At 67.7% G+C, this 17,137-nt stretch carries 15 protein-coding genes; 4 read left to right on the top strand and 11 right to left on the bottom strand.

Going from position 1 to position 17,137, the window contains the following annotated elements:
- Positions 1 to 60 precede the first annotated feature (60 nt).
- Positions 61 to 1,035, top strand: a complete 975-nt coding sequence (locus tag QPK29_RS19445; RefSeq protein ID WP_371770797.1) for an alginate lyase family protein — start codon at positions 61 to 63, stop codon at positions 1,033 to 1,035.
- Here QPK29_RS19445 and QPK29_RS19440 read toward each other — a convergent pair.
- Together QPK29_RS19440 and QPK29_RS19435 are read right to left on the bottom strand one after the other, a co-directional pair.
- Positions 1,004 to 2,839: a hypothetical protein gene (locus tag QPK29_RS19440; RefSeq protein ID WP_371770796.1), complete on the bottom strand. Its 1,836-nt coding sequence runs from the start codon at positions 2,837 to 2,839 to the stop codon at positions 1,004 to 1,006. The two genes, QPK29_RS19445 and QPK29_RS19440, sit on opposite strands and share 32 nt — an antisense overlap.
- A gap of 77 nt (positions 2,840 to 2,916) precedes the next feature.
- On the bottom strand, positions 2,917 to 3,912 hold the full coding sequence (locus QPK29_RS19435) for a LacI family DNA-binding transcriptional regulator (protein ID WP_371770795.1): 996 nt from the start codon (positions 3,910 to 3,912) through the stop codon (positions 2,917 to 2,919).
- A gap of 199 nt (positions 3,913 to 4,111) precedes the next feature.
- On the opposite strand from QPK29_RS19435, the gene QPK29_RS19430 reads away from it, so the two are divergent.
- The gene (locus tag QPK29_RS19430; RefSeq protein ID WP_371770794.1) at positions 4,112 to 4,936 is read left to right on the top strand and encodes an NAD-dependent epimerase/dehydratase family protein; all 825 of its coding nucleotides are present in this window, start codon (positions 4,112 to 4,114) and stop codon (positions 4,934 to 4,936) included.
- A 374-nt stretch (positions 4,937 to 5,310) separates the two neighbouring features.
- Here the strand turns inward: QPK29_RS19430 and QPK29_RS19425 are convergent, their stop codons facing one another.
- The 4 genes from QPK29_RS19425 to QPK29_RS19410 form a co-directional block, all read right to left on the bottom strand.
- Positions 5,311 to 7,803 carry a TonB-dependent receptor gene (locus QPK29_RS19425; protein ID WP_371770793.1) on the bottom strand — a complete coding sequence of 831 codons (2,493 nt, stop codon included), beginning with the start codon at positions 7,801 to 7,803 and terminating at the stop codon, positions 5,311 to 5,313.
- 18 nt (positions 7,804 to 7,821) lie between these two features.
- Positions 7,822 to 9,042 carry a glycoside hydrolase family 88 protein gene (locus QPK29_RS19420; protein ID WP_371770792.1) on the bottom strand — a complete coding sequence of 407 codons (1,221 nt, stop codon included), beginning with the start codon at positions 9,040 to 9,042 and terminating at the stop codon, positions 7,822 to 7,824.
- 155 nt (positions 9,043 to 9,197) lie between these two features.
- A complete protein-coding gene (locus QPK29_RS19415) occupies positions 9,198 to 9,488 on the bottom strand; it encodes a hypothetical protein (RefSeq protein WP_371767463.1) in 291 nt (96 codons plus the stop codon).
- Positions 9,485 to 10,195 (bottom strand): LexA family transcriptional regulator, encoded by a 711-nt coding sequence (locus QPK29_RS19410; RefSeq protein ID WP_056136824.1) that lies wholly within the window; start codon positions 10,193 to 10,195, stop codon positions 9,485 to 9,487. Before QPK29_RS19410 ends, QPK29_RS19415 begins: the two co-directional genes overlap by 4 nt.
- Before the next feature lie 128 nt (positions 10,196 to 10,323).
- On the opposite strand from QPK29_RS19410, the gene QPK29_RS19405 reads away from it, so the two are divergent.
- Positions 10,324 to 10,536 (top strand): phage holin family protein, encoded by a 213-nt coding sequence (locus tag QPK29_RS19405; RefSeq protein WP_156403740.1) that lies wholly within the window; start codon positions 10,324 to 10,326, stop codon positions 10,534 to 10,536.
- 189 nt (positions 10,537 to 10,725) lie between these two features.
- A complete protein-coding gene (gene ftsH, locus QPK29_RS19400) occupies positions 10,726 to 12,645 on the top strand; it encodes an ATP-dependent zinc metalloprotease FtsH (RefSeq protein WP_371770888.1) in 1,920 nt (639 codons plus the stop codon).
- Between the two features lie 37 nt (positions 12,646 to 12,682).
- Here ftsH and QPK29_RS19395 read toward each other — a convergent pair whose 3' ends face one another.
- The 5 genes from QPK29_RS19395 to QPK29_RS19375 are packed head-to-tail and all read right to left on the bottom strand — an operon-like array spanning position 12,683 to position 17,118.
- Positions 12,683 to 13,780, bottom strand: a complete 1,098-nt coding sequence (locus QPK29_RS19395; RefSeq protein ID WP_371770791.1) for a glycosyltransferase family 9 protein — start codon at positions 13,778 to 13,780, stop codon at positions 12,683 to 12,685.
- On the bottom strand, positions 13,777 to 14,340 hold the full coding sequence (locus QPK29_RS19390; RefSeq protein WP_371770790.1) for a D-glycero-alpha-D-manno-heptose-1,7-bisphosphate 7-phosphatase: 564 nt from the start codon (positions 14,338 to 14,340) through the stop codon (positions 13,777 to 13,779). Before QPK29_RS19390 ends, QPK29_RS19395 begins: the two co-directional genes overlap by 4 nt.
- Before the next feature lie 26 nt (positions 14,341 to 14,366).
- Positions 14,367 to 15,179, bottom strand: coding sequence for an SDR family oxidoreductase (locus QPK29_RS19385; RefSeq protein WP_371770789.1), 813 nt, complete (start codon positions 15,177 to 15,179; stop codon positions 14,367 to 14,369).
- A 2-nt stretch (positions 15,180 to 15,181) separates the two neighbouring features.
- On the bottom strand, positions 15,182 to 16,126 hold the full coding sequence (locus QPK29_RS19380) for a glycosyltransferase (RefSeq protein WP_371770788.1): 945 nt from the start codon (positions 16,124 to 16,126) through the stop codon (positions 15,182 to 15,184).
- An 8-nt stretch (positions 16,127 to 16,134) separates the two neighbouring features.
- Positions 16,135 to 17,118, bottom strand: coding sequence for a glycosyltransferase family 4 protein (locus QPK29_RS19375; protein ID WP_371770787.1), 984 nt, complete (start codon positions 17,116 to 17,118; stop codon positions 16,135 to 16,137).
- Positions 17,119 to 17,137: the final 19 nt, after the last annotated feature.

Here is a 17,137-nt window from a genome sequence, read left to right as displayed (position 1 = left end):
ATATGTGGATTCTGGCTTAAAGCTGAGATAAGGTAAACGCTTTCATAAAAAGGAGGAGACATGCGGATACGAGGACTCGGAGCAGGCATGTGCATCGCGGTGCTGGCCGCGCGTCCGGCCGGCGCGTGCGAGGCGCCGCCGCCGGCCGTCGTCGACATCGACGCGAACAGTTATTACAGCGACAGCCACCACTCGATCGTGGACCCGGTGCGCAAGGCGCGCAACGAGGCGGCCGTCAAACCCGTCAACGACTACCTCGATGCGGTGGCCCATGCCGCCGTCGCCTGGCAGCGGACGCACCGCGACGCGGATGCCCGCTGCGCGCTGACCTGGCTCGCCAGCTGGGCCGACCGCAAGGCGATGCTGGGCACGATGACGACGGAGCAGTCGTACTACACGCGCAAGTGGACGCTGGGCGGCCTCGCGCTCGGCTACGCCCGCGTGAAGCCCGCGGCGACGCTGGACGAGCGCCGCCGCATCGAGGCGTGGCTGCTGGCGCTGGCCGATGCGACGATGCGCCACTCGGACGCGCACAAGGGCGTGCGCAACAATCACTATTACTGGGAAGGCCTCGCGGTGACGGCGACGGGCGCCGTGACGGGCGACGCGCGCTGCCTGGCCTGGGGCCGCAAGGTATTCGACGATGCGATGGCGCAGATCCGGCCGGACGGCGTGCTGCCGTATGAACTCGAACGGGCCGGCAGGGCGCTGCACTACCACCTGTACGCGGCCGCGCCGCTCGTGCTGATGGCGTCGATCTTCGACGTGCAGTCGCCGCAGCTGGACAAGCTCATTGCGTTCTCCGTCGGCGGCGTCGCGGATCCGTCGGCCATCGCGAAGATGACGGGCGTCGAGCAGGCGTGGTCGGGCGGCGTGCCGGGATGGATCGCAATCTACCTGCGCCACGGCGGCAAGGCCGCGGTGCCTGTCAAGCTGCCGGCCGTGAACTGGGATGCCAGGATGGGCGGCGACCGCAGCCTGGCCAATCCGCTCGAACATGTCGTCACTGGTAGCGGATCGTCCAGCGGATCCTGAGCGGCTTGTCGAACGTGAACGCGCCCGTGCGGCAGGCGGCCAGCGTGGCCATCGGGCCGTACGGCGCGCGGTACGCTTCGCTGCCGGTCACGTCGGCGGCGCTGCAGCTGGCGAGGCCGTCGACGGCGAACGTGCGCACGGCGCCGTCGCGGAAGGCGATCGTGTTGCCGTCCACCGTGGCGCCGCTTGAAAACGACGCGAAGTCGAGGCTCACGCCGGCCACGTCCAGCGGCGCCGCCGGCGTATAGGTGTCGGTGCGCGTGATGACGCCGTGGCGCAAGGTGTATTCCGTCTCGACCGCGATGCGCGTGTCCTTCACGGGCACGTTCTTGCCCAGCTTCGTGAGCGCATCCTGGCGGTAAGTGACGCGGTGGCCGCCGTCGATGTCGCTCGTCCGGATGTTTTTCAGGAACGCGGTCGCGATCAATTCGCTGCCGTCGGCGAGACGGAATTTCGGCAGCAACTGCGGATGCGCGGCGCCGCTGTCGGCGATGCCGGAGACGATCCCGTACGAGAACGGCAGCGGATAGTACGGGCTGTTCGCGTGCTGGCTCGGCCCGCCGTTGATCATCGACAGGCTGAATACGTGCGGTCCGTCGCGCCAGATGGCGAGGGCGCGGTCGTATTCGCCGCCCGCGAAGCGCGTGAGGCTGAAGGCAGGACGCGCGCGTTCCAGCCACGCCGCAAGGTCCGCGCGCGGCACGGCGTTCTTCATGCCGGCCCGGTTCCACATCTCGTCCGTGCTGATCAACTGGTGCAGCAGCGAGAAGTTCTCGCCGAGGATGCGGTGCTTGCCGCGGTATGTGTCGGTGCGGCGCCCCTTGCCCCACATGTCGACGGAATGCAGCGCGGGGTCGTACCAGAACGTCATGTAGCGCTCGCCGATGCGCGCCGAGTAGGCGTATGCGTACTCCTTTTCTTCCGGCGTGAGGACGCCGAGGTAGGCGGCCGTCGACAGGATCTCCAGCATCGCCGTCTCGCCGTACGGCCCGAGGCTGCGGCCCATCGTGAAGCCGCTGCCGTCCGCATTGGCCGCGTTCAGCGCGACGTCGGCCGACTTGCGCAGCAGGGTTTTCAGTTCGGGCGTCACCGTCAAGCCGGTCTCGATGAAACGCTCGCAGATCTCGGCCGCCAGCAGGATGCTGTAGCGGTCGAAGCGGCCCTGGCCGTCCGTCTCGTCGGAAAAGCCGTAGGTGCCGGAGTAATCGGCGTAATGCTTCAGCATCCGGTCGAGCAGGACGTCGCTCGCCTGCGCGTCTTCCCAGCCCATCAACAGGCGCAGGCGCGCGATGCTGAAGGCGACGCCGTAGTAATTGGTCGGCAGGTCGATCAGCTCGTAGGCCGGCACGCGCACGAACGTCCGCCAGTCGAGCTTCTTGCGCAACTGCTCGAGCGTGGCAGGGCGCACGGCGCGCTCCAGCAGGCCGGCCTGCTTCAACTTGACCAGCGCGCCGATGTAGTAATAGATGCCCCAGGTATCGTTTTCCATGCCGACGGTGAGGTCGGCGATGGATGCATAGTCGTGCAGCATGCCGGGCAGGCGCGGGTCATCGGCGGGCGTGTGCAGCAGCACGTCCGCCAGGCCCGTCGCGATTTTCCCGGGCAGGAATTTGTCGTGGCTCTGGAACGGCGCGCGGCCGTCGACCGTGATGCCGTCCCGCTCCTTCACGAGCTTCTGGAAAAAATAGTCCAGCTGGGGGTAGGCCTGTTCGACCGTCTGGTGCAGGGGCTGGGTCGCGAGTGCGGGCGCGGCGTGTGACAGGGCGAGAACCGCCATCGTAATGACGGGCAGGACAGGGCGCATGCGTGTCTCCGGTGTTGTTAAACGTTTTCCTAAAAGGATAGGTCAACTCTTCCGGAAAGTAAACGGCGACGCGGGGATCAGGGCCGGCGGGCGACGGTCGACGCGCGCAGGATCAGTTGCGGCGCCACCTTGGTGAGCTTCTCGACGTGCTGGCCGCGGATCACGGCCAGCAGCTTTTCCATCGCGGTCGCGCCCATGCGCTCGCTCTGCAGGTCGACCGTGGTGAGGGCCGGCGTCGTGTATTTGCCGTACGGGATATTGTCGAAACCGACGACGGAGATGTCCTGCGGGATCGAGATGCCGAGGTTAGCCGCTTCCTTCATGAAGCCGAGCGCCATCAGGTCGTTGTAGCAGATCAGCGCATCGGGACGCTGGCTGCCCAGCACGATGGCGGAGCACAGGCGTTCGCCCTCGGCCAGCGACGGCGCCTCGGCGTCGAAGATCGCGAGTTCGAGACCGGCCGCGTTCAGCGATTCGCGGATGCCGCCCAGGCGTTCCTCGTCGCGCCGCGACTTGGAAAAACCCAGGTAGGCGATGCGGCGGTGGCCCAGCATGCGCAGGTGCTGCGCGAGCATGTAGGCCCCGCCGTGGTCGTCGCTGGCCACCGTCGGCAGCGGCAGTTGCGCCAGGCTGCCGAAGAAGACCAGCGGCTTGTCGATCTCGGTCATCCACGTCATCTCGTGCTCGCGCATGCGCGAGAACACGATCATGCCGTCCACGCGCCGGCTCAGTTCTTCCAGGGTGCGCCGTTCGCGGCTGGGCGTTTCCTCGGTGTCGACGAGCAGGACGGAAAAGCCCTGGTCGTGCGCCACGCGGTTCGCGCCCTTCAGGATGCTGGAGAAGTGCGGGTTGGTGATGTCCAGCACCGAGAGGCCGATGGTGTTCGTGCGCCCCGTGATCATCGACTTGGCCAGCGGGTTCGATTTATAGCCCAGGCCCGCGATCGCGGACTCGATCGCCGCCTCGACCTTGGGCGAAAAGCGCTGTGCGCCGTTGATGAATTTCGACACCGTGGCAGTGGACACGTGGGCGGCTGCGGCGACGTCGCGGATGGTCGGGGCGGTCTTTTTCATGGGAGGTTAATCGTTACTCAGCGGCACATCTTAGCATGCGTCCTTACGGGCGGAGCCGAGCTTGGGCAAGAAATCGGCGTGTGGAATCGTTGCCACCTGTACTGGCAAGGTCTCCCGGCGAAAAAGCGGTCCAAAAAATTGACATTGAAAGCGGTTTGGATATACTCGGTTAAACGTTTAACAGAATGCGAGCCTGTCCATGACCCAAGCGACTGAGTCCAAGCCTTTCCACCGTCTTCTCCTGACCGGCGCCGGTGGCGGCCTGGGCACCATGCTGCGCGAGCGGATCAAGCCGTGGGCCGACGTGGTCCGCCTCAGCGACATCAAGGACATCGCGCCCGCGGGGCCGGGCGAGGAAGTCGTGCGCTGCGACCTGGGCGACCGCGCCGCCGTGATGGCGCTGACGGAAGGCGTGGACGCCGTGCTGCACTTCGGCGGCGTCTCCGTCGAGGACACGTTCGAGACGATCATGCATGCCAACATCCTCGGCCTGCACCACCTGTACGAGGCCGTGCACAAGCGCGGCATCAAGCGCGTGATCTACGCGAGCTCCAGCCACGTGGTCGGCTACTACCCGACCACGCAAGTCGTCGACGCCAACGTGCCGCTGCGGCCGGACGGCATCTACGGCGTGTCGAAGTGCTTCGGCGAGGCCTTGTCGCGCTACTATTTCGACCGCTTCGGCATCGAGACCGTGTGCCTGCGCATCGGCTCGTCGTTCGGCGAGCCGCGCAACGCGCGCATGCTGGTCACGTTCCTCGCGTACGACGACCTCGTGGAACTGGTGCGCTGCGCCCTGTTCACGCCGCGCGTGGGCCACACGATCACGTACGGCGTGTCGGACAACCCGGTGCGCTGGTGGGACAACCGCGCGGCCGCCCACCTGGGCTTCGAGCCGCGCCACAGCGCGCGCGCGTTCGCCGACCGCTTCCCGGCCGGTGGCGCGTGGTCGGATGCGGGCGACATCACGGCCGTGTACCAGGGCGGGCCGTTCCTGACGGCGGGGCCGATCTACGAAGACTGAAGCGCGCGCGAACGCGGCATGCCGGGCCGGTGCAGCGATGCCCGGCCCTTTTTGTTTCCAGCAACCGGATCAAACCGCGATTTTTGGAAATAGCTTCAATTCGGGGTCAGAGCCCTTTTCGGTGCAAGTTCCTTGAAGCGAGTACGAACGGGTGGCAGAGGAAGGGCCGCCCGCCACATCGTGATGCGGCGGGCGCAAGCCAGTGTTTGTTAGCGCAGTGGACATTGATCCGAAATGTGCTCTGACCCCGAATTGAGAAAAAAATGTGCTCTGACCCCGATTTTGGGAAATGGCTTAGGATAAAAAAATGCCGCCAGGTTGCCCCGGCGGCATCGAGGGAAACGCGGGCTGGGGCCCGCGGAGGAAACCCAGTATCAGAACTTCAGGTCGAGGCGCACGCTGTAGAAGCGGAACACGTCGCGCGGCGGCACCCAGCTGTTGACCGTGATGGCCGGCGAGGTCGACGTCGGGCCCGTGCGGTACGACGGACCGCTCGCGTTGGCGTTGCCGATGTAGAAGCGGTCGAACAGGTTGTTGATGCGGAAGGACAGGCGCCACATGTCGTTGTTTTGGCGCAGGCCGAATCCGAGGTCCGAGATCGAGTACGCGTTGTTCACCGAGCGCGGGTCGTTGTTGATGTTGGTCTGGTACTCGCTCTGGTAACGCACGTTCGCGTTCACGAACGCCCAGTACGGACGGTCCGCGAAGTGGTAATCGTAGTTGGTGCCGATGTTGACCTTGTTCTTCGGCGTGCCCGGGAAGATCCCGCCCGTCAGGTTCTGCACGCCCGTCGTCGAACCGGCGCGGATCGGGAAACAGGCGCGGTTCCAGCCGCCCAGCGAACCGCCTTCGCCCAGGCCCGTCGTGCCGATGGCGGGGTTCGTGTTGTCCTGGTAGCAGGGGCCGTTCTTCCAGTCGACGATCTCCGGCCGGGTGTACGCGTACGACAGGTTCATCGACCAGTTCGACGTCAGCAGGAAGTGCGAATCGAGTTCGAAGCCGCGCGTGCGGATCTTCGGGATCGAGTTCAGCTGCGTATAGATCGTCGGGTCGTTCGGCAGCACGAACGACGTGTTCTGCTGGTAGTTCTTGAAGTCCGTCTTGTAGATCGTGGCCGCGAGCGACATGCGGTTGTGGAACAGGTTCGCCTTGGTCCCGAGCTCGATACTGCGGCTCGTCTCCGGGGCCACCGGGAACGCGGCCGCCGCCTTCAGGCCGCTCGTCACGTCGTACGCGAGCCCCTTGTAGCCGGTCGCCGTCATCGCATAGACCATCCAGTCGCTGTTGATCTGCTTCTGGATCGACAGCTTGCCCGTCGTCGCCCAGTCGCGGTTGCCGCTGCTGGAGAACTGGTCCTGGCCGACGGGGCCCGGCACGAACGTCGAGCGGTCCAGCTGGTCCGTGTAGAAGTTGCGGAGGTAGTTGAAGCCCGACGTTTCCACGTTGCGGCGGATGCCCGCGACCAGCGTGTACGTCGGATAGAAGTCCCACGTGGCCTGGCCGAACACGGCGCGGTTCACGTTGTAGATGTCGGTGTAGTAGTTCGTGGGGCTCGACGGCGAGCTGGCCGTGCAGACGCTCGGCCGCACGCAGAAGCCGCGGATGAAGTGGCGGTCGATCTCGTTCTGCGCCCACCACAGGCCGGCCACGTAGCGCAGCTTGCCCACGTCCGGCGACACGTAGCGGAATTCCTGCGTCTTCGAGCGGATGTCATAGGTGCCGAACTGCGCGTTGCCGACGCTGAACTTCGTCTCGCCCGGTCGCGCGATGGTCGGCACGTCGACGAAGTCCTGGTCGCGGTAATCGTTTGCCTTGTAATGCTCGTACGACGAGATCGACATCAGCGTGCCATCGTTCGGCAGGTTGTACGAGAACTTCAGGCCCGTGCCGAACGTGGACGAGTTGATCCCGGTCGGGAAGTCGCGCCGCACGTTGCGGTTGTTCGGATCGTACGGGTTGATGCCGGCCAGCGTGAGCGACGCGGGCAATTGCGGGTTACCGTTCATGTACGCGGTCGCGAGGTCGGCCTGGCTGCCCGCGCGGTTAAAACCGTTCACGGCCGTCACGCCGCGGCTGTTTTCCTGCACGTTGTAGTGCGGCGTGAAGTCGATCTCCAGGTCCTTGATCGGGTTCCACTGGAACTTCGTCATGATCGTCCTACCGCCCGAGCCGTTGACCTTCTGGCCGTTCGTCAGGTTCGTGAAGTTACCCGGCATGTCGCTCTTGTTGACGGCGATGCGCATGCCGAAGTCGTCGCGCAGCTTGCCGCCGACCGACGCGCCCGCGCGCCACTCGTGGTCGTTCGTGTAGTACGCGTTGGCGCGGTAGACGATCGGCCCGCTGATCGGCTTCGTCACGATGTTGATGGCGCCGGCCACGGCGGACTTGCCGAACAGCGTGGACTGCGGTCCTTTCAGCACCTCGACGCGGGCCACGTCGGCCAGGTCGCGGAAGGCCTGGAACTGGCTCGCGATCGGAATGTCGTCGATGATGACGGAGACGTCGGACTCCACGCCGATGCCGACGGAGACGGTACCGATACCACGCATGAAGATGGCGTTGTTGGCGGCCGTCGTGCCCGACGACAGCGTCAGCGACGGCGTCAGGTTGATGACATCCTCGATCTCGCGCACGTTGTTGCGCTGGATCTCCGCCTCGGACAGCACGGAGATCGACTCCGGCACGTTTTCCAGCCGCTCCACGCGCTTGTTCGCCGTGACCAGGACGGTCTGCAGCTGGTTGGGGTTCGCCGGTGCTTCTTGCGCCTGCGCCTGCGCGGGCACGGTCCAGTGGGCGACGGCCATCGCGACGACGGCCGCCATGGGCTTGGCCGCGATCCGCGCGCCCGGTGTTCTCTGCTTGCTCACAACGTCTCCTTGGTTTTTCTAATGAAAACTGCCAGTCCCGCTGCGCGCCGCCTTCAGGCGCAGCAGCGCCTCCAGAAAGTAGTAGTCCGCGTAGTTCAGCGGTACGTCGATTTCCGATTTGGCCGGCTTGTGGCCGGTCGCATGCTTGAGGAGGAAGCCGCCGTTGTCGCCGGGCTTTGCGAGGTACGCATCGGACGACAGGCTGCGCAGCGTCTGTTCGGCGAAGTCGCGGTAGCGCGCGGCCGTCTCGCGGTCGGAGAACGTCGCCAGTTCCAGCAGGGCGGAGGCGGCGATGGCGGCGGCGGACGCGTCGCGTGGGGCGTCGGGAATGGCCGGGTCGTCGAAGTCCCAGAAGGGCACCTTGTCGGCCGGCAGGCGTGGATGGGTCGTGTAGAAGCGGGCGATCTTGTGCGCCTGCCGGAGGTATTCGTCGCGATGCGTTTCGCGGTACATCATCGTGTAGCCGTACAGGCCCCACGCCTGCCCGCGCGCCCATGCGGAGCCGTCCGCGTAACCTTGCACGGTCACGCGCGCACGCACGGCGCCCGTCTTCGGGTCGTAGTCGACGAGATGGAAGCTGGAGCCGTCGGGGCGGAAGTGGTTCTTCAGTGCGGTGTCGGCATGGGCGATGGCGATCTCGCGGTAGCGCGGTTCGTTCGCGGCCTTCGCGGCCCACATCAGCAGCTCCAGGTTCATCATGTTGTCGATGATGACGGGGAAGGCCCACGTCGTATTGGGCCACAGGTCCCACGACTGGATGCTGCCGACTTTCGGGTTGAAGCGCGTGATGAGCGTCGTCGCGCCGGCCAGCAGGGCGTCGCGGTAGGCGCTGCGCGTGGCCGCGTCGTCCACGAGGCGCAGGCCGTTGCCGTAGCCGGCGCCCAGCATGAAGCCGAGATCGTGCTGGGACTTGTCGAACTTCGCGGGCGCCGTCAGCGCCGTGTAGCGCATCGCGGCCGTTTTCCATGTCGCGTCGCCGGTGGCCTCGAACAGGTACCACAGCGAGCCGGGAAAGAAGCCGGCCGTCCAGTCTCCCGGCCCGACCATTTTTACGTCGCCGCGCTCCACGGTGCGGGGGAAGCCCGGCTTGCCCGCGGCCTTGTCCAGCAGGATGCGGTACTGCGCGGAGGCGACCTTGAAGTCCTTGTCGATGACGGCGCCGATCGGTTCCGCGGCGGCTGCGGCCGACGCGCCGCAGGCCGCCAGCAGGATCCCGCAGATAATCGTTTTCGCCGTCATGGGCCCCGTCTCCTTGTTGGTCTGATTATTGAGCAAATCGTAATCAGAACGGGAAGCGGTGTCAACAAAAATAGGTAAACGCTTAACTTGACGTTTTCAGGGCGTGGCGACGTGCTGGTGGCAGCTAGAGCGAAAACGTTTTGCCGGCCGGGCGACTAGAACGGCGGCGGCTCGTCCGGCGGGAGCGGAGGCACGTCGAGGTCGATCGTCGTACGCGGCAGGTGTGCGAGATCCGCGCCGTCGACGAGCGCCTGCGCCTGGAACGCGGCATGCGCGCGCACGCCATGCTTTTGCACGGCCACGAGCATCACGGGCAGGGTGGGGAAGTATGGACGCAGGCGTTCCAGCAGCACGTCCCCGACGCCGGGTGCGACCCACGCCGGCGGCGGGAAGGCCAGTGCCACGCGCACGCCTTTCAGTTCGGCGAGGGCGACCTCGAGTTTCATATCCGGTCGCTTTCCTTGCGCACGACGCGGCCGATGATGAGGCAGGCGTTGCCCTGGCAGAGTTTGCGGTGGTATTTACGCTGGTCCGGATTGTCCGATGTCAGCCACCATTTGCCGGCGTCGCGCGTCAGCCGCTTCACGACGGCCTCGCCTTCGTAGTTGAAGGCATACACGGCACCGTCCATGAGCTTCGTGTCGAGCGTGTTGATGATGACGATGTCCCCGGCATACAGCGACGGTTCCATGCTCTCGCCCTTGACGAGGATGGCCATCAGGTGGTCGGGATGGTAGTTGTGCCGTTCGATCCACGTGCGGCGCATGCCGAGCGTGCCGCCGTCGCGGCGTTCGGGCTCAGTCTGGAAGCCTGTGATCCCGGCCGACAGCCGCAGCTTGACCATGCGGATCTGGACGAATTCCGCATCGTCGTTGTCGGCCGGGCGCACCGGCATGCCGTCCTTCAGGCCGTGGAAGGGCGCCTGGCGCGGGTCGCCTTCGCCGGTCATCAACCAGATGTGCGAGAACCCGAGTTCACGCTCGATGTTCAGCGCGTAGCGGATGTCCATCGACTTGATTTTCCCGGTCAGCCACTGGTTCACCACGCTCTTCGAGGCGCCCGAGGCTTTGACGAGGCCGGTCTGCCCACGCTCGCCTTCGAGCTGCGGTGTGGTGCGGTAGATGTGGTCGAGGCGGTCGGATAAGAGGTTCATGTTCAGGCCCTGCACTCGTTTGGGTTTAGTGTTCTTGACGTTGATCAGTTTAGAGTTCTATACTGGACTCTACTCGACTTGCCGGGTTTTGTGAAGGGGAGGCGAGCTTTCGATGGGGGAGAACAGCTATGAACAGACCAAGTATCTTCGGCGTGGCCAGCTATGTCGCGGGCGTGGCGTCGATCGGCGCATCGTTGACGATGGCGGACGTCGGGGCGGCGGTCGGTATCGCGACCGCCGTCCTGACCTGCCTGACCAATACCGTGTACACGTACCGCCGCGATCGGCGCGAGCAACGGGAGTGCGAGGCGCGGCTCGCGCAGCTGGAGCGGCAGACGTGAGAGTCACTTTGATTTAGATCAAAGCGACTTCGGTGTGATCTGTCAGACAGTGGGGCGAGAGGCTTAGGCGCTGAAAGAGCTCAGGCTGACAGAGCTCAGGCGCAGGGAGGCGGCGTGAACGATATGTCCGATACGAAGGGGACGCCAACCGGGCCGGGCGCGGACGGCGGCGGCCCGACGCTGCGTCCCATGCTGTGGTACTGGCTGTTCGCCATCGTCCTGTTCATGCTGTTCCAGTCGGTGACGGACGTGATCACGTCGTCGCCGCTGGCGTACAGCGAGTTCAAGGAGCTTTTGCATGGCGGCAAGGTCAACGAGGTCACGCTGGCGGAGACGACCGTGTCCGGCACGCTCAAGTCCGGCGGCCTCGACGCCATCCTGCCGAAGAACCGCGCCGAGTCCGTCAAGTGCAATGCGGACGGACTGTGTCCATTCAACGCCGTCCGCGTGGCCGATCCGGATCTCGTCAAGGACCTCGACGCGGCGCACGTGCGCTACTTCGGCCAGCAGCACAGTGAATGGCTGAGTACCTTGTTGTCGTGGGCGCTGCCGCTGCTCCTGCTGTTCTGGATGTGGGGCGCCATGGCGAAGCGGGGTGGCGTTGCGGCCGGGTTGTTTGATGTGGGCAAGAGCCGGGCCCGTGTCTACATGCAGAGCAAGACCGGCGTGAGTTTCAACGACGTGGCCGGCATCGACGAAGCGCGCGACGAGTTGATGGAGATCGTCGACTTCCTCAAGAGCCCGCAGCGTTATCGGCGGCTCGGCGGGCGCATTCCGAAAGGCGTGCTGATCGTCGGGCCGCCCGGCACCGGCAAGACCCTGCTGGCCCGGGCCGTGGCCGGGGAGGCCGGGGTGCCGTTCTTTTCGATCAGCGGCTCGGAATTCGTCGAGATGTTCGTCGGCGTCGGCGCGGCCCGCGTGCGCGACATGTTCGTGCAGGCGCAGAAGGTGGCGCCCTGCATCATCTTCATCGACGAGCTCGATGCGCTGGGCCGCGCGCGGGGCGTGGCGGGCGTCGTCGGCGGCTACAACGAGCAGGAGCAGACGCTCAACCAGTTGCTCGTCGAGATGGACGGCTTCGACACCAACAAGGGCGTGATCATCCTCGGCGCCACCAACCGTCCCGAGATCCTCGATCCGGCCCTGCTGCGCCCCGGCCGCTTCGACCGCCACGTCGCGCTCGACCGTCCGGACCTGAAGGGCCGCCAGACAATCCTGCAGGTGCATGCCCGCGACGTCAGGCTGGCGCCGGACGTGGACCTGGCCGCCGTGGCCGCGAAGACGCCCGGCCTGGCCGGTGCCGACCTCGCCAACCTGATCAACGAGGCGGCGCTGCTGGCCGCGCGGCGCGGCAAGGAGCGGGTCGAGCGCGGCGACCTGGAGGAAGCCGTGGACCGCGTCATCGCGGGCATGGAAAAGCGCTCGCGCCTGATCAACCCGATGGAAAAGGAAACGGTGGCCTTTCACGAGGCGGGGCACGCGCTGACGGCGGAATTCCGCGCGCATGCCGACCGTGTGGCGAAGGTGTCGATCATCCCCCGCGGCATCGCCGCGCTCGGCTATACGCAGCAGCTGCCGACCGAGGACCGCTACCTGCTGAAGAAGAGCGAGCTGCTGGACCGGATGGACGTGCTGCTCGGCGGACGCGTGGCGGAGGAGCTCGTGTTCGGCGACCTCTCGACGGGGGCGCAGAACGACCTGCAGATGGCGACCGATCTCGCGCGCCGCATGGTCGCGCAATACGGCATGAGCGAACGTGTCGGCCTCGCGACGTTCGAGCAGCCTGCCGCCGCCCCGTATGCGCCGGCCCAGCCGTCGAATACGGCATACAGCGAACGTACGGCCCGCCTGATCGATGGGGAGATCGCCCGGCTGCTCGACGAAGCGCATGCGCGCGTGCGCGTCACGCTGCGCGAGCAGCGGGCACTGCTGGATGCGCTGGCCCGCCAGCTGCTCGACCACGAGACCGTCGAGCGCGACGCGCTGCAGGCGCTCGTGCGCGAGCATGCGGCGCGGCCTGTCGCGGTACCATCCGCGGCGCCCGCGGTGGAGCAGGTGGCGCAGGTGGCGCAGGTGGCGCAGGTGGGGGACAGGCAGTCCGGACGGTGATTGGCACGACGTCATGAGCAACATGGTGCCGCTTCCGTCAGGTCGCCACCGCCGCCGGCGTTGCGCGCGCCGCATCCAGCAGCGCGCGCACGGCATCGACGACGCGCCGCGGCTCGATTCCGGCCAGGCAGGCCTGGTGGCCTTCCGGACACGTGCTCTTGTAGCAGAAGCGGCACGGCACATCGTGGAACAGGACGCGGCTGCGCACATTCCACGGCGTGTGCTGCGGGTTGGTCAGGGCGTACAAGTCCACGACGGGCGTGCCCACGGCGGCGGCCATGTGCGCCGGCCCCGTGTTGTTGGTCACGGCGACGGCGGCCAGGCGCAGCGCCGCGCCCAGCTCGCCCAGCGCCAGCCGGCCCGCGAGCGAGATGGCCGGCACGGCGCTGGCGAACTGGATGCCGTCGACGAGCTCGCTTTCCTCCGCGCTGCCCGTGAGCACGAGGGGCAGTTGCAGTTCCTGCGCGAGCAGGCGCAGCACGTGGGCCCAGTGCGCGGCGGGATAGCGGCGCGAGGCCGCGCTGGCGCCCGGATGCAGCAGGATCCACGGCCGGTCCGGGTCGACGCCGGCGGCGGCCAGGCGTGCCCGTGCCGCCGTAACGTCCGCCGGACGGGGAACGAACGACAGGCCAAGGCCGGCGCTGCGGCAGCCGACCCGCTGCACGAGGGCCAGCTGGCGCTGGACTTCATGCCGCACGAGCGTGGCCGGCTCGGGGTCGGGCACCCAGTCGCTCAGCAGGTCGTACGGGTTCTCGCGGCAGTGGGCCAGCCGCAGCGGGATGCCCGCCAGCTGGCACAGCAGGGCTGCCGGTAGCGCGCTCTGCGTGTAGGTCGTGAAGATCACGGCCGCGTCGAAGCCGCGCGCGGCGAGCGTGGCGATCGGCGCCGGCGCGGCGGCCCCACTGGCGGCAGGTTTGGCGGACTTCGTCCACGGCGCCGACCAGGCGATGGCGTCGTCCAGTTCGGGAACGAAGGGCAGGGCGGGGGCGCCGGACGGGGAACCCAGCAGGGTCAGCGTGCGGCCCGGCACGGCCTCGCGCAGCGCACGCATGGCCGGGGTGCACATCAGCACGTCTCCGAGCGAATCAAGGCGCACGCACAGGATGCGCCGGGCGCGATGCCACGGGGCCGTCATGGCACGTCTCCATGGCTGGCGATCAGCACGGCGGCCGTGTACAGGTCGGGGGCCATGCGCGTCGGCACGCGGCGGGGGCCGAGCCGCCATTCCGCCTCGTTGCCGTTGTCGATGAGGATGGTGCGGCAGCCGGCCCGGTTGCCGGCCTCGACGTCGTGCAGGATGTCGCCCACCATCCACGACGACCGCAGGTCGATGCCGTGCTCGTGCGCCGCCTTGAGCAGCAGGCCCGGCAGCGGTTTGCGGCAATGGCATTCGACCGACCAGGGCGCGACCGTGCCTTCCGGATGGTGCGGGCAGACATAAAAGCCGTCGAGCGCCAGGTGTTCGCGCAGCAGCAGGTCGCGTATGCGGGCGCTGACGGTGTCCATCGCGGCCGCGGCGAAGCGCCCGAAGGCGATGCCAGGCTGGTTGGTGACGACGAACAGCCGGTAGCCGAGGCGCACCAGCAGGCGCAGCGCCGGGCCGGCGCCGCGGCACAGCGTGATGCACGCGGGCTCCACGTTGTGGGGCAGGTCGGGTATGAGCGTCCCGTCCTTGTCGAGGAATATGGCTTTCAAAGCGCGGCTTTCATGTGAGAGCAACATCAGGGCCAGGAAGTTTCCTGCATGGGCAGAACGGTCATTTCCGCGATCACGCTTTCGCGCGGCAGCAGCAGCGCGTGCCGGATCGCCTGGGCCACGCTGGCGGGATCCTGCAGGCGGGTCGGATCGAGCTCGGGAAAGCGGTCGAGCAGGAACGGCGTGCGCATGCCGCCCGCGACGACGGCCGTGACGCGGATGCCGTGCGGCCGCAGTTCGGCATGCAGCGCATGCGACAGCCCGAGCAGTCCCCATTTGCTGGCGTGGTAGGCGCTCGCGTTCGGCCAGGCCCGCTTGGCCGCCGTGGAGGCCACGTTGACGATGTCGCCGCTGCCCTGGCTGCGCATGTGCGCGGCCGCGTGCTTGGCCAGCAGGAACGGCCCGTTCAGGTTCGTGTTGATGACGCGCAGCCAGTCCTGCTCGGACAGGTCGGACAGGGGCAGGGTCACGTCCGTGCCGGCATTGTTGACGAGGATGTCGATGCGCCCCATCGTCGCGACGCAGCGTTCGATGGCGGCGCGCGCGGCGCCCGGGTCGCCGACGTCGAGGGCCAGCGCGCTGGCGCGCACGCCGTGGCCGAGCAGGGCCGGCATGGCCATCTGCAGCGCGTCGGCGCGGATATCGGCGGCCACGAGGTCGCATCCTTCCGCCGCCAGCACGGCGGCCAGCGCGGCGCCGAGCCCGCTGGCGGCGCCCGTGACGAGCGCGACCCTGCCGTGCAGGGGCCGCTGCCAGCGGATCGGGTCCGGGGCCGGGTCGGGCAGTGCATCCACGGACGGTTGCGCCGTGGTGGACGGGGAGGCGTTGAGGTCGGCCATGCTTACTCCTGGGGTTGGGTCACGGCGATGGGGGCGCGCGCTTCGGCGAGGACGGCGGCATAGATGGCCGCGACCTGCCCGGCGACGGTGCGCCACGTGTAATGGCGGTAGGCGCGGCGCAGTCCGGCGTCGATGCCGTACGCCGCGCGCAGCAGCGCGACGGCTTCGATCACCGTGTCCACGTCCTTGCGCGGCGCCATGCGGCCCAACTGGAGCACGGTGAAGCGGTCGGGGGCCAGCGCCAGCGCGGCACGGGCCTCGCCGCGCGGCATGGGCCACAGCTCGTCGGGATCGAAGCCGCACGGCGCGATCGCGATGCGCTCGCCGCTGGCGCCATACAGGCGCTCCATGTCCTGCCGGTCGTGCTGGCATTCCGCGACGATGCGGTCGGCGTGCCGCATCAGGCCGCTTTCGATACGGGTGCGCGCCGCCGGAAACACGTCCGCCGTGCCCTGCGCGAGGCGGCGTACGCGGCCGAGCGCGTGGAAGGTGATCGCGAACGGCAGGCCCGGCGCCTGCTTGAGGTGGCGCGCGACCATGCCGGACATGAAGAAGTTCGCGTGCACGATGTCGTACGGGACCGGCTGGTGGCGGGCGAAGCGGGCGGTGAAGCGGGAGAAGGATGGGATGTGCGGCAGCATCTGCTCCTTGGGGACGTAATGGGCCGGTCCCGCCGGCACGTTGACGACGCGCAGGTTCTCGCGCCAGCGCACGAGCTGCTTCTGTTTCGCGTCGTCGCGGCGGGTGAAGACGTCGACGAGGTGGCCGGCCAGCGCCAGTTCGCGCGCGAGGTGCGCGACGTAGACGTTCTGGCCGCCGCAATCGATACTGCCCGGTCCCGCGAGCGGCGACGCGTGGTCGCTGATGAGGGCGATGCGGCGCCGGCCGGCGGAGTGGGCCGGTCGGGGCGTGGCGGCTGCGGCGCGCGGCCGGTCGTCGAGTTTCATGGCGGCGGTCAGCTGGTCACGGCGCGCAGCGCGGCATCCCAGTCGGCGCTGAAGCGGGCGATGGCGAAGCGTTCGCGCGCCCGCACCTGCGCCGCCTCGCCGAGGCTGCGGGCCAGGCCGGCGTCGCCGAGCAGCGCGCGCATGGCGATGGCGAGCTGGCGCGTGTCGGTCATGGCGAAGCCGGAGACGCCGTGCTCGATCACGGTCGCCATTTCGGCCGTCGCGAGAGCGACGACGGGCATGCCGATCATCATGGCTTCGATCACGGACAGGCTGAGGCTGGAATAGCGGACGGGCGAGAACAGGAACCGGTACGCGGCGGCGAACGCGGGCAGTTGCGGATGGTCGACCTCGCCCAGGCCGCCCAGCTCCGTCGCGCCCATGCCGACGAGGTCGAGAGGCAGGGTCGTGCGCACGCGGGCGAACAGGTCCGCGCCCATGCGCCGGCCGCGCCGCGCCAGGTGGTTCGTGATCACGAGGCCCCGTTCGACGTCGCCGCGCCAGCGCACGCCGTCGGGCACGGCGACGCCATGCTCGATGACGCGCGTCGGCGTGCGGCCGCTGTTCCACATCAGGTCGTTGAACGGCGTGACGTGCACGAGCAGCACGGCGGGATCGTCGACCGGGTGGCGCACGTCGGTCGGCCATTGCGGCCGGCGGGCGTCAGCGGCGATGTCGTCCGGGGGCAGCGAGGGCGGATCGTGCTCCAGGTAGATGCGGGGCAGCGCCCGCTGGGCCGGCGTGAGGAGTTCGTACTGGTCGCGTTCCCAGTGATGGTCTTCCTGGAACAGGATGCAGTCGAAGGCCTGCGTGCGCGCCTGGTCGGCGGGCAGGTCGCGGACGTTCGGGCCGAACGGGAAGGGGCCGCAGCGGCCGCCGTAGCCGGGCGGACGGCCCGGTTTCACCAGCACGTGGAAGTCGTGCGGCGCATGGGACAGGTAGTACAGGTAGCTGCCATGCGTGTGCCACGTCAGGACGTTCAGGCGGCGCATGACGCCCCCATGGCCCGAG

This window comes from Massilia orientalis (assembly GCF_030411975.2).
Lineage (GTDB): Bacteria > Pseudomonadota > Gammaproteobacteria > Burkholderiales > Burkholderiaceae_D > Telluria > Telluria orientalis.
The sequence above is the reverse complement of the archived record's forward strand: the minus strand, read 5'-3'. Positions and strand labels throughout refer to the sequence as shown.

Coding starts and splice junctions, on each gene's coding strand:
- QPK29_RS19440 (WP_371770796.1), bottom strand. CDS start 2,839: ATGCGCCCTGTCCTGCCCGTCATTACGATGGCGGTTCTCGCCCTGTCA.
- QPK29_RS19445 (WP_371770797.1), top strand. CDS start 61: ATGCGGATACGAGGACTCGGAGCAGGCATGTGCATCGCGGTGCTGGCC.
- QPK29_RS19375 (WP_371770787.1), bottom strand. CDS start 17,118: ATGCGCCGCCTGAACGTCCTGACGTGGCACACGCATGGCAGCTACCTG.
- QPK29_RS19380 (WP_371770788.1), bottom strand. CDS start 16,126: ATGAAACTCGACGACCGGCCGCGCGCCGCAGCCGCCACGCCCCGACCG.
- QPK29_RS19430 (WP_371770794.1), top strand. CDS start 4,112: ATGACCCAAGCGACTGAGTCCAAGCCTTTCCACCGTCTTCTCCTGACC.
- ftsH (WP_371770888.1), top strand. CDS start 10,726: ATGCTGTGGTACTGGCTGTTCGCCATCGTCCTGTTCATGCTGTTCCAG.
- QPK29_RS19395 (WP_371770791.1), bottom strand. CDS start 13,780: ATGACGGCCCCGTGGCATCGCGCCCGGCGCATCCTGTGCGTGCGCCTT.
- QPK29_RS19385 (WP_371770789.1), bottom strand. CDS start 15,179: ATGGCCGACCTCAACGCCTCCCCGTCCACCACGGCGCAACCGTCCGTG.
- QPK29_RS19420 (WP_371770792.1), bottom strand. CDS start 9,042: ATGACGGCGAAAACGATTATCTGCGGGATCCTGCTGGCGGCCTGCGGC.
- QPK29_RS19410 (WP_056136824.1), bottom strand. CDS start 10,195: ATGAACCTCTTATCCGACCGCCTCGACCACATCTACCGCACCACACCG.
- QPK29_RS19405 (WP_156403740.1), top strand. CDS start 10,324: ATGAACAGACCAAGTATCTTCGGCGTGGCCAGCTATGTCGCGGGCGTG.
- QPK29_RS19415 (WP_371767463.1), bottom strand. CDS start 9,488: ATGAAACTCGAGGTCGCCCTCGCCGAACTGAAAGGCGTGCGCGTGGCA.
- QPK29_RS19435 (WP_371770795.1), bottom strand. CDS start 3,912: ATGAAAAAGACCGCCCCGACCATCCGCGACGTCGCCGCAGCCGCCCAC.